Here is a 12139-nt window from a genome sequence, read left to right as displayed (position 1 = left end):
AACAAACAATAACAGAGGATAGAAATGTTGTTTTATTTTTAGTAGTTTACTGAAACAACATTTTCCACAGCATCGATAAATTCATCGTTCATGATCAAATTAGTGATAATATCTAATTCTTTATACATCTCAATGTTTTTATCTTCTTCTAGGAAACCACAATGTTTACGGACAACATCATAGGCAGCTTGTGTTCCTTTTCCTAGTTTGAAACTTGGGTCTTGCGCTTTTCTCATGTCGATGGCCTGACAAGCAGCTAATACTTCAGTTGCAACGACACGAGAAGTATTTTGATTGATACTTTTCGCTTTACGTGCAGCGATTGTCCCCATACTTACTAGATCTTCTTGGTTTTCACAAGATGGAATGGAATCCACAGAAGCTGGATGTGCTAAGATTTTATTTTCTGATACTAAAGCTGCAGCTGCGTATTGAGTAATCATAAAGCCAGAGTTTAGCCCACTTTTCGCAACTAAGAATGAGCTTAAACGATTATGTGAGGCATTGACTAAACGCTCTAAACGACGTTCTGAAACATTAGCAATTTCAGCGACTGAAATACCTAAGAAATCAAACGGAAGTGCCATTGGTTGACCATGGAAATTCCCGCCAGAAATGGCTTCTTTGTCACGAGTGATAATTGGGTTATCTGTCACTGAATTGATTTCAATTTCGACTTTATCTTCAACGAAACGAATGGCATCTTTACTGGCACCATGAATTTGCGGAATACATCTTAGAGAGTATGCATCTTGAACACGTAGTTCTCCTTGGTGAGTAACAAAGGTACTTCCTTCTAATAAATGGCGCATATTTTCAGCAGTAATAACTTGTCCAGCTTGAGGACGAATCACGTGTAACGCTTCTTTAAAAGCATCAATGATTCCGTTATGCACTTCAATTGATAAAGCACCAGCCACATCGCTGACTTTCAATAAACGAATCGCATCATAAACGGCTAAAGCACCAGTTGCAGTTAAAGCTTGTGTTCCGTTGATTAAGGCTAATCCTTCTTTAGCAGCCAATGACATTGTAGCGATACCCGCTTTTGTCATCGCTTCTTTTCCGTCACAAACCTCACCTTTATACTCCGCTTCACCTAACCCTAGAATCGGTAAAACCATATGAGATAACGGAGCTAAATCACCAGAAGCTCCTAATGAACCTTTTTCTGGAATAATTGGATGCACGTGATTGTTTAACATCTCAATCAATTTTTCAATGACTTCTAAACGAATACCTGAATAACCTTTTGTTAAAGAATTGGCACGAATTACCATAATTCCGCGAACGATATCTGTCGAGAAGGGATCACCATATCCACAAGCGTGAGTGCGAATCAAGTTTTCTTGTAACTGAACAGAATCTTCTTTTGAAATCGACACATTACATAATGAACCGAACCCAGTGTTGATTCCGTAAGTAACACGCTCTTCTTCAACAATCTCATCAACAATTTTACGAGAACGTTTTACCTCTTCAACAGCTTCTTCACTGATAGATACTGTTGCATTAAACCGCGATACTGCGACCAATTCATCTAATGTTAAATCATTTCCTGTTAATACTACATGTTTGATTGTTTGTGCTTTTGACATATTTTTTCCTCCTAAATTTAAAAGCGTAGCAGGCTCGTTTATCCTCGACAGAAAAATAGGAAAATCAGAGAGTGGCGCTTTTGGCCACAATCGGATTTTGTCTTTTTTCCGAGAGGATAGCCTGCGAAGCTAGATAATAAAAAGCGTAAAGTACTCGTTTATCCTCGACAGAAAAATAGGAAAATCAGAGAGTGGCGCTTTTGACCACAATCGGATTTTGTCTTTTTTCCGAGAGGGTAGCCTGCGAAGCTAGATAATGAAAAGCGTAAAGTACTCGTTTATCCTCGACAGAAAAATAGGAAAATCAGAGAGTGGCGCTTTTAGCCACAATCGGATTTTGTCTTTTTTCCGAGAGGATAGCCTGCGAAGCTAGATAATAAAAAGCGTAAAGTACTCGTTTATCCTCGACAGAAAAATAGGAAAATCAGAGAGTGGCGCTTTTGACCACAATCGGATTTTGTCTTTTTTCCGAGAGGGTAGCCTGCGAAGCTAGATAATGAAAAGCGTAAAGTACTCGTTTATCCTCGACAGAAAAATAGGAAAATCAGAGAGTGGCGCTTTTAGCCACAATCGGATTTTGTCTTTTTTCCGAGAGGATAGCCTGCGAAGCTAGATAATGAAAAGCGTAAAGTACTCGTTTATCCTCGACAGAAAAATAGGAAAATCAGAGAGTGGCGCTTTTGACCACAATCGGATTTTATCTTTTTTCCGAGAGGGTAGCCTGCGAAGCTAGATAATGAAAAGCGTAAAACCTTTGTCCAACGGGTGAACGTTACTAACTAATCTCAACGTTTCTAAGTGCTGCGTGTGCGTCATTCAATACATCTTCAATTAATTGTTTCGCTGGTTTCACTTGATGAAGTAAGCCAGAAACTTGTCCCGCCATAACCGAGCCATTCTCGATGTCACCAGCAGCTGCTTTACGAGCTGATCCCATCGTTAATTCTTCTAGCTGTTCACGAGGCATGTTGTCTTTTTCCCATTGGATGTATTGTTCGATCATTTTATTTTTCAAACTTCTCACTGGAGCTCCGCCATTACGTCCAGTAACTGCGGTATCCATTTCCTTTGCATTGGCGATAAATTCTTTGACGTTTGCTGGAATTGGACATTCTTCAGCTAACATGAAGGCTGTGCCCATCTGAACCCCGCTAGCACCCAGTACATAAGCTGCGGCTATATTTTTTCCTGTACCAATCCCGCCGGCTGCAATAACTGGAATGGACACAGCGTCAACAACTTGTGGCAATAAGACCATCGTGGATAACTCTCCAATATGTCCACCAGCTTCTGAACCTTCAGCAACAACGGCTGTTGCGCCTATATCTTCCATTTTCTTTGCAATTGCTGCACTTGGCACAACAGGAATGACTTTGATACCTGCTTTATCAAAAATCGGCATATATTTTTTCGGTGTGCCAGCACCTGTAGTAATGATTTTTACCCCTTCATCGACAATGACTTCAATCAACTCGGGAACATTTGGCGCCATTAGCATTAGATTGACAGCGAAAGGTTTATCCGTATGTTTTTTACAATTTCTGATTTCTTCCCGTAGTTGTTCATCGCTCATCCCGCCAGAAGCAATAATGCCAAGACCTCCAGCATTTGAAACAGCCGCAGCTAATTGATATTTCGAAATTTGCGCCATTGCTCCTTGGAAAATCGGGTATTTGATTCCTAAAGTTTCTGTTATCCGTGTCATTTTCTCGACTCCTTTTAATTTAGTATCTGATTCCTTTTTATTTGTTTATAAATAAATGTAAAGAGGATCCCTGCAATCGCTAAAGCTAAACCGATGATAAACGCTTGTGTAAAGTTCCCATCGTTATTTTCGCCAATCATTGCTGACAATCTCGGGGCAACCATTGAAGCAATCGAATACCCAGCAAAGATGAAGGAATAATTGACGCCTTGATTTTTATTACCAAAACTTTCGATTGTAATAGGTGGCATAACTGCAGCAACCCCACCTTCACAAAGGCCTAATCCAATCATCCCAATAGCAAAACCAATAACCGAATGTAAAAAGATAAAAGCCAGTAAAGACAAGCTAATACAAGCGAAAATCAACATCATGGTATTGGTTCTGTTGATTTTATCGGATAAGGCACCCCAGATAACACGTCCTAAACAGTTGCTTAAGGCATAGACGCTGACAAATGTTGCTGCGACAATGGGAGTCAACTCAAACATATTTTGACCGATATCCGCCGCATTCGATGAAATCATCAATCCAGAAAAGCCGCCAGCTGCATACATTAAAACGATGATATAAAAGAGTGGATGCTTAATCATTTGCTGCCAAGTGTAATTTTTTTCTGCTGGTTGCTCATTTATTTCTTCTGATTCTTTTTCAATTGGTGCATTTTGAATGATTAGGGAACAAACAAGAGAAATCCCAGCATAAACGATACCCAAAATTACAAAGGTCATCTTAATATCAAATTGTTCGATCATCCAAGCCGATAATGGCGCAAATACCGTTGTACCAAGACCAATACCTGTAATGACCAAACCAGAACATAACCCTTTTTTATCTGGGAAAAAGCGAATCGCATTATTAATACAAGCGATATAACCAAGATTTAATCCAAAACCGCCTAATAAACCATAGGTGACATACAGCATCCATTTTGTCGTAGCAAAACCAGTTAAAATAAATGCTGCTGCCAATAACATCGAACTAAATAAAATCAGCTCTTTAGATTTTCCTTTGTCCGAAATTCTTCCGCCGATCACCATTGGAATTGGTGAGATGGAAATGGCAATCGTAAAAGCAATCATCACGTCAGCAACGTCCCAGCCATGTGCTTTTGCGATCGGTGTAGCGAAGACACTGAAAGCATAGATTCCACCTTGACAAAAAATAATTCCTACAGAAGCAAATAAAACAGCCCAGCGATTGACTTTAGGAAGCGATTGTTCTGTACTCATACATTAGCCTCCATTATTTCTGCCAATTTTCCCCAGTTTTCTTGGAAAAGTTCTGCTGGCATCTCTTTTAGGTTCTCAGCTAGTTTGACAGGAAATTCCATCTGTGCCAAAACGTCCTTTTCAAGATCAACACCAGGAGCGATTTCAGTTAAGACTAATTCGCCGTGAGCTAGTTCAAATACAGCTCGTTCTGTTACAAATAGAACTTCTTGATTATTTTTAGCTGAAAAGCCGCCGTTAAAGGTGATTTGATTAACTGCTTGAACGAATTTTTTATTTCGTCCTTCTTCTAGAATAGTTAATTTGCCATTAGCTACGGCTGTTTTTAACCCACCTGCTGTAAACGTTCCGGTAAAAATTAATTTCTTAGCTGTTTGAGAAATATTGATAAATCCACCGCACCCAATCACCTGACTACCTAACTTGCTGACGTTAACATTTCCAGATTGATCTGCTTCAGCTAGACCTAAGACAGATAAATCAAGACCTCCGCCATCATAAAAATCAAATTGTGAATGATGATCAATAATCATCTCAGGATTATAGGCATGACCAAAATCTTTCAAACCAGCAGGAATACCACCGATAGTTCCTGCTTCTGTTGTTAAAATAAAGCGATCACTGACCTTTTCTTCCGCTGCGACAATGGAGACATTCACAGGAATACCCACACCTAAATTTAGAACTGTCTCAGGTTTAAGTTCCATCGCTGCCCGACGAGCAATGACTTTACGAGCATCTAGTGGTAAAGGTGGTACATCGGCTAATGGGATTTTGACATCGCCACTAAAGGCTGGTTCAAACTGAGTTGTGCCAGTTTGAAAATGATTTTCCGGTTCCGATACAACAAGATAATCAATCAAAATGCCGGGAACACGGACATCTTTAGGATGAAGAGTTTCATTTTTTACGATTTTTTCTACTTGGGCAATCACGATGCCACCGCTATTATGAACGGCTTGAGCGATTGGAAGAACTTCCATGTGCAGTCCTTCTTTACCTAACGTTAAATTGCCATTTTCATCCGCGTATGTTCCACGAATTAAGCCAACTTGAATCGGGAAAGACGGATAGAACATCCATTCCTCATCTAGTAGATCGATGACTTTCACTAAGTCCTCTGTGGTAACTTCATTCATTTTTCCGCCTTCAATACGAGGATCAATGTAGGTTTCTAAACCGATTTTTGTAATCAGACCTGGTCTTTTAGCTGCAATTTCACGGTAAAGCTGGGCTAAAACACCTTGAGGGAGATTGTAAGCTTCGCATTCATTATTTTGGATCATTTCAGATAATGCAGGCGATGAAGCTTTGACAATTCCGCCAATCCATCGTTTTAATAATTGCTTGTGGGAAAGATGAGACATTCCTTTTTCTTTACGGTCGCCCCAACAACTTGAATGCATGACAGTCAAATTCTTAGGAGAGCCTGTTTCTAGAAAACGTTGCTCTAGAGCAATCGCTACTTCTTCATTCGCACAAGCCAATTCAAAACCGCTAAAAGCCAGAGTATCATTGTCCTTAATTAGCTGTGCTGCTTCTTTTTTAGTGATTACTTTCACATGTAACTTCCTTTCTTTCAATAATTTTTTTGAGATGGGAAATTCTATACAAAGGGATAAAGCAACCTAACTCTACCTCTTTGTATCAGGGTGATGCTATTTTTTCAGTAGAAAAACAATATATAGTGAATTTGATCACATGTATTCTTTTACAGCTTTCTATAAAGCAAGTAGTGTGCCAACTTTATAAAAAAGAATTTATCAATGAAGGTTTTACCAATTTTTTTCTGGTTATTAAGGCGTGTTGTCAGTACTTGTGACTTTAATTAAGCCTTTATTTTTTTTGTGCGCCAATAAAGGGAATCAACAAAATAAAAAAAGTTCAAGTGTAATGTTCGTTTACACTTAAACTTTAAATATTCTTAAAGTGTATCTGTTTGTTCCAAGGCTAATTCAGTAATTTTTTTATAAATGAATGGTCGGCTGACGTGGGTCGTTTCGGCAGTTTGACTGATATTCCAATGGTGTGCGTTCAAATGCTGTTTAAAATAAATCGTCTCTACATAAGCGATAAATTCTTGATAGGTTGATGTTTCAGCAGTCAAGGACAATAGCTCTTCATTTGAAGCCTTTGTTTCGTGTTCTTGTTGATATCCAATAGAAGGTAACTCAAGATCAGCTGTAACAACAAGATATTCAATATAATTTTTTAATTCCCTCACATTCCCTGGCCAGTCAGAGGTAATCAAGTGTTTAATATGTTGGGCTGTTAATGTTACGTCATGATGATAATAAGCATTAAATTGTTCAATAAAATGGTTTGCTAGAGCGAGCACATCTTTTTTTCGTTCTCTTAAAGGTGGAATCAAGACAGGGATCGCATTGATACGATAATAAAGATCTCGTCGAAACTTCCCTTGTTCGACTAAGGTAAGAATATCCTGATTAGATGCTGAAATCAGACGGAACGAAACGGGAATTTCTTCCAGACCTCCAACACGACGAATGACCATCGTTTCTAATGCTCGCAACAATTTTGCTTGCAAGTCTAAAGGCATTTCAGAAATTTCATCAAGAAATAACGTTCCGCCGTTAGCCGCTTCGATCAAGCCCATTTTGCCTTCTTTGGCTCCTGTAAAGGTTCCTTTTTCATAGCCAAAAAATTCAGACTCGAATAAACTATCTGGAATAGCGGCACAGTTTACAGCGATAAAAGCATTATCTGCTAATGGGCTATGCTGGTGGATGTAATTTGCCACAACTTCTTTACCTACACCAGATTCTCCCAATAGTAAAATGCGGCTATTGTATTTAGAAACCTGTTTACACACACGTAAGACACGCTTCATTTCTAAACTTTCAGCGATAACACCAGAAATATCATTTGGTGTGTAAGAATGCTCTTCGGCTACGATGGGTTGCACATCTTCAGTCCATTGTTTCACTTCTTCTTCAGTTAATGGGTCTGACTTTGTTACAACTAAATGTAAGGTGCCATCTGGGTAAAAAATTGGATTAGATTTTGAATTAATTTGATAACCTGCTTGTGTAGTTAAATTAACATTTGCACTTTTATGTGTTTTTAACGTTTCAATCGTCGCTGATGCATTATAGATATTTGTCGCGACTAAATCATAAACATTAGAATTTAATAAATCATTTAAAGGCATACCTAAAGTCATTGCGGTAAATTCATTAGCAAGTAAGATGTTGCCTTCACCATCTGTTACAAAAAGAGTAGTGATATCTTCATTCATCAATTTTGTCACAGTTTTTGTCATATAGATTCTCCTTATCTTGCTTAGGTTAAGAATGAGAAAAGAGTCTGTATTTATTCACTGGGCAGTTGTACTTGTTCGTAGTATTTATTCTTTTCGACAATCCGTTGAACCATCATGGCGCAGGTGATATTACTGGTGGAATTAATAACGGTTGCTGTCATATCGGTAATTGTAGTAATCACCGCAATAACAGGGATTACTTCTACAGGGAATCCAAAGAGCGCAACTAAGAGTACTTCCGCTGTAAACCCACCGCTTGGAATCGACCCCATAACCACTCCAACTAAAAAACCACCGGCGATAATAGAAAGAGCAGAAGTTGGCGTACCAAGATCTCGATCAAATAACGTAAATAATAAAACAACTTGTAAAACACCACTCATGGCTGAACCATCTTTATGAATATTGGCACCAAGGGAAATTACGGTTTCTCGAATATCTTCGGGGACACCGATTTTTTTTAAAGCTGCTAAATTAACTGGAATGCAAGCTGCACTGGAGCTAGTCCCTAAAGCCTGTAAAGAAGGGTTGAAAATATTTTTCCAATACTCTTTTAAGCGATAGATACCGCCACTCATATACGCATAAATCGACAAGACAAATACATAATAAATGCAGCATATAATGATAAAAAGAATGAGGCTTTTTAAATAACCACCCAAAATTTTGGGGCCTAGATTCCCTAAAGTATAAGCAAAATAAGAACCTAAACCAATCGGTGCAAAGCCCATAACAAGGGTAATCATCTTCATGATCACGTCATTTGCTGCAGTAATCACATTTGTTAAGGCTGTAGCCTTTTCACCAATTGATGACAATGTGATACCAAAGAAAAGGGAAAATAAAATAAGTGCTAATAAATGACTTTTATCAAATAAGTCTAAAAAGTTACCAACTGTAATGGTATCTACAATAACCATAGGCAATGATTTTGGTTCAGCGCTTATCGTTTGGTCCATTAATTCGGTGAATTGACCTGTATCAATGTCAGCAAATGGATTATAAATCAATGTTGCAAGGTACATCAAAATGACTGCAACTAATGTTGTTAGTAGAAAAGTCACTAGGGTGAAACTTAGTATTTTTTTGATTCGTTCCAAACTCTTGTTACTAGCGACTGCCAAAGTCATACTACAAAAAACTAAAGGGACAATCAATACAAAAATAACATTTAAAAATAAGCGTCCCACAGGTTCCAACAGTAGTGCTAAATCACTAAAGAAAACGCCAATAAAAGCTCCAACGGCTATACCAGCTAAAAGTTTCAATGAACTTTGATAGTTTTTGATAAATTTCATCATTCTTCCTCCAAGTGTTACTTTATTTTTTAGTGATTTAGGTTGGAATCACTTATTTAGGAGTGAAAAGAATGTGATTTCATTCACAATCGAGTGTGCTTTCTACTGAATAGTTTCAGATACATAGTCAATATAACATGCTTACATGGTCACGTCTACATCTTCCGCCAATTTTATGTAATCGTTTTAGTAAATTAGAAAAGAACTATTCAACAGTAACAAAAACTGAAAAAGCTTTGTTATTGTTGAACAGCCTAACGATGTAATTCATATAATTTCAATGCTAACTGTAGGGCAAAAGTATTTTTTTCCTCTTCTAAATCTACAGGCAGTAATCCTTTAATCTTTTCAATTCGGTACAACAATGTATTTCGATGGATAAACAAAGCTCTAGATGTTGTAGCGATATTTAAATGATGGGCTAGGTATGCTTTTAATGTTGGGGTGAAGCTTGTTTTATTTTTTTGGTCGTAGGTTAATAAGGTATTTAAATAATGGGTATAGAATTTTTTCCCTTGTTCTTTTGAAATCGAGTCTACTAAAAATGAATCGAAGTAGAAATCATTAAAAAAATAGATCTTCTCTTCTTTTGAGTCATCTTCAAGTAACTGAATGACTTTTTTTGCCTCTTCAAAACTTTGGGATAACGATAGAATCGGCAAGGTTGAGCCAATAGTGCAAAAGATATCTCGTTCTGCTTTTCCTTGTTGTTCCAAATACATGCGGATTCGTTCAGCTGTATCTGATAGTTCATTATGGGTTTTTAAAGAGCTTAGCGATGGATCTGTCCCTAATAGCAGTACTAATTGATTTTTCCGACTAAATAAATGGAGATGAGGGAAACGATTGGTCGTGTAAGTCGTCAATGAAGAAAGTAAGCCTTTCATTAATCGATCTTCCATTTGTTTTTTCTGCATCAAAGAATCAGCTGGATTTCCTAATGTCTGAACCGAAAAAATCAACACTGTATAATTCAAACGTGGATCAATCGTTGTATCATATGTTGCTAAAGTGTCTAAGTCTTTGATTTGCCCAGATAATAATTGATCAAAAAAATCGCGACGGATTCTATTTTCGGTCCGTTCAATTTCAAATAACCGCATCTGTTCTAAGGCAAACGCCATTGATCCATTTTCTAAAGCGACATAATCAAGATCTGTTAGTGGACGTTCAATTTGATAAACCAGAATAAAACCGTAATGGATCGTGTCAAAATAAACAGGCATGATCACACATGGATAGTCACTTTCTTTAACTGAAAGTGAGCGGGTAAAAGGTTTTTGGATACGTTCAAAATTTGTTGGTAGATCGGTAAAGGTTTGGATAGGAAAAGTAAAGGTATCTCCTGTTTGTTTGATTGTTTCTTGAATTAGCGGTTGTTCGCGATCGCTCACAGCTGTCACCGTCCAATCTGTATCAACTAAAACAACTGGATTGTGTATCATTTGAGCTAAACCTGCAGCGATTTTTTTCATTCCGCCGCCATGCAATGAAATCTCAAAAAATTGTGAATGAATATCTAGAGAGGCTTGGTTTAATTGATCCCTTCGACCTGAGATTTCTGCCATAACGATATTCATGATTTTAGAAAAGGCGATACCGTAAGGAATTTCTATAATTGGTAAAGCTAATTCATCAGCTAACTTGCGTATGCTCTCTGGAATCTCTTTTAAATAGATATGAGGTTTGATGCAAATTGCAGAACAATTTATTTCTTTAAACCGCCGAATAAATCGTTGCTGAATCTCAGTATTTTCGCTGAAAAAATAACCAGAAGTAATCAATAATTCTCCAGCTGATAACCAATCTGAAGCATCTGGATTATCTAAAATATTGACACCAGTGATTTCATTTTTAATTCCTTTTTGTCCAGCAACCAAGTGGAATGCTTTGAAAGAAGGAAGCTGCAAGAAATGTTTGACCGTTAACAATAGTAACACCATCTTTCTACTACCTAATAATTACTTTAACTATAAGATAGTTGGTCAAAGTATACAACTATAAACGAAAATATTCAGCTACTCTATCTGTGTTTGAAAAGGCTTTCTTACTGTAAATTTACAGTGTAAAGAAAATATAGAGACCAAGTAGGTGAATGAGATGCATACGTATCAATCTCTATCTGGAGAACGAAATTTCTTGTCTATAGTTCAAAATAAACAATGGAAAGGAGAAGTCCACAGTATATTTAACCGAACGATAAATATTATTAGTAACTCTGGCGAATTGTATACAATCGCTGCTGCCGAATTAGATAATGTGCCCAATACTTTACGAGTATCAAGTTTTTTTAATGATCCACCTCATCTAACTGTTGAAACGTCAGTTTTCATTAAAGAAGGACAATTAGTAATTGACAAAGTTGCTAGAATCGAGCTTAAAAATGTGAATGAATGGCAGTATCCCAACATCGAATTTCCGAAAAAACAAGAGTATTCAAGACTTAATGAACGAGTACTCCTTGTGAATAAATGGCTTGAGGAGATAAACGATGCTAGCGGTTATTTGTTAAATCCGAAAGGAACGGCTTATGAAAAAATGATTTATTCGATGCTTTGGAACGAGTCGAACCAATTATTGATGTATTTAAAAGAAAAACAATTATTCCAAGCAATGAAACAATTGAATCGTTTAATTGGCTTAGGCCCTGGGTTGACCCCTTCTGGTGATGATTTTTTGGTTGGTTTAGCTCTTATTTTTACAACTACAAATTATCCCTATCATTCGTTACAACAATGGCTGATCAATAGTCGCTACACACTAAAAAAAAGAACGAATATTATTAGTTTTTCTACATTAGATTGGGCAATTAAAGGCGTTGCTCGTGAGCGAATCGGGTTGTTCTTAGAAGAATTATTTTATGGAGAAAGACAAGATGTGTTGAAGGAGAAAATGGCTGCGGTCTTATTGATAGGAGCAACGTCAGGAGGAGATATGTTATCAGGAATGTTGGCAGGGATTAAATTAACTTTGGATTTGCAAGGTACTTTCAAATAAAACATAGAATTGAATGAGGCAAACGC

8 protein-coding genes are annotated in these 12139 nt (G+C 37.4%); 1 reads left to right on the top strand and 7 read right to left on the bottom strand.

Translation table 11 applies throughout. The annotated features are described in order from the left end of the window. Positions 1-38 precede the first annotated feature (38 nt). From hutH to A5880_RS05705, 7 genes are all read right to left on the bottom strand, one after another. Positions 39-1580 (bottom strand): histidine ammonia-lyase, encoded by a 1542-nt coding sequence (hutH, locus tag A5880_RS05735; RefSeq protein ID WP_218776231.1) that lies wholly within the window; start codon positions 1578-1580, stop codon positions 39-41. Positions 1581-2373: 793 nt separating this feature from the next. Continuing rightward, positions 2374-3303, bottom strand: coding sequence for a nitronate monooxygenase (locus A5880_RS05730; protein WP_086331164.1), 930 nt, complete (start codon positions 3301-3303; stop codon positions 2374-2376). A gap of 14 nt (positions 3304-3317) precedes the next feature. Next, positions 3318-4535, bottom strand: a complete 1218-nt coding sequence (locus A5880_RS05725) for an L-lactate MFS transporter (RefSeq protein WP_086331165.1) — start codon at positions 4533-4535, stop codon at positions 3318-3320. Next, a complete protein-coding gene (locus A5880_RS05720; RefSeq protein WP_086331166.1) occupies positions 4532-6097 on the bottom strand; it encodes an acyl CoA:acetate/3-ketoacid CoA transferase in 1566 nt (521 codons plus the stop codon). The genes A5880_RS05725 and A5880_RS05720 overlap by 4 nt, the downstream gene beginning before the upstream one ends. A 362-nt stretch (positions 6098-6459) precedes the next feature. Then, positions 6460-7818 carry a sigma-54 interaction domain-containing protein gene (locus A5880_RS05715; RefSeq protein ID WP_086331167.1) on the bottom strand — a complete coding sequence of 453 codons (1359 nt, stop codon included), beginning with the start codon at positions 7816-7818 and terminating at the stop codon, positions 6460-6462. Positions 7819-7868: 50 nt separating this feature from the next. Continuing rightward, positions 7869-9116 carry a dicarboxylate/amino acid:cation symporter gene (locus A5880_RS05710; protein ID WP_256924830.1) on the bottom strand — a complete coding sequence of 416 codons (1248 nt, stop codon included), beginning with the start codon at positions 9114-9116 and terminating at the stop codon, positions 7869-7871. A gap of 254 nt (positions 9117-9370) precedes the next feature. Continuing rightward, positions 9371-11059 carry a PucR family transcriptional regulator gene (locus tag A5880_RS05705; protein WP_256924831.1) on the bottom strand — a complete coding sequence of 563 codons (1689 nt, stop codon included), beginning with the start codon at positions 11057-11059 and terminating at the stop codon, positions 9371-9373. Positions 11060-11216: 157 nt separating this feature from the next. Between A5880_RS05705 and A5880_RS05700 the strand changes: the two genes are divergently transcribed. Further along, positions 11217-12113: an oxamate carbamoyltransferase subunit AllH family protein gene (locus A5880_RS05700; RefSeq protein WP_086331169.1), complete on the top strand. Its 897-nt coding sequence runs from the start codon at positions 11217-11219 to the stop codon at positions 12111-12113. The last annotated feature ends 26 nt before the right edge of the window (positions 12114-12139 follow it).

This window comes from Enterococcus sp. 4G2_DIV0659 (assembly GCF_002140715.2).
GTDB classification, from domain to species: Bacteria; Bacillota; Bacilli; order Lactobacillales; family Enterococcaceae; genus Enterococcus_L; species Enterococcus_L mansonii.
The sequence above is the reverse complement of the archived record's forward strand: the minus strand, read 5'-3'. Positions and strand labels throughout refer to the sequence as shown.

What these genes read in the sequence shown, in the direction of transcription:
- A5880_RS05725 (WP_086331165.1), bottom strand. Translation starts at nt 4,535, where the DNA reads ATGAGTACAGAACAATCGCTTCCTAAAGTCAATCGCTGGGCTGTTTTA.
- A5880_RS05705 (WP_256924831.1), bottom strand. Translation starts at nt 11,059, where the DNA reads ATGGTGTTACTATTGTTAACGGTCAAACATTTCTTGCAGCTTCCTTCT.
- A5880_RS05730 (WP_086331164.1), bottom strand. Translation starts at nt 3,303, where the DNA reads ATGACACGGATAACAGAAACTTTAGGAATCAAATACCCGATTTTCCAA.
- A5880_RS05715 (WP_086331167.1), bottom strand. Translation starts at nt 7,818, where the DNA reads ATGACAAAAACTGTGACAAAATTGATGAATGAAGATATCACTACTCTT.
- A5880_RS05700 (WP_086331169.1), top strand. Translation starts at nt 11,217, where the DNA reads ATGCATACGTATCAATCTCTATCTGGAGAACGAAATTTCTTGTCTATA.
- A5880_RS05710 (WP_256924830.1), bottom strand. Translation starts at nt 9,116, where the DNA reads ATGAAATTTATCAAAAACTATCAAAGTTCATTGAAACTTTTAGCTGGT.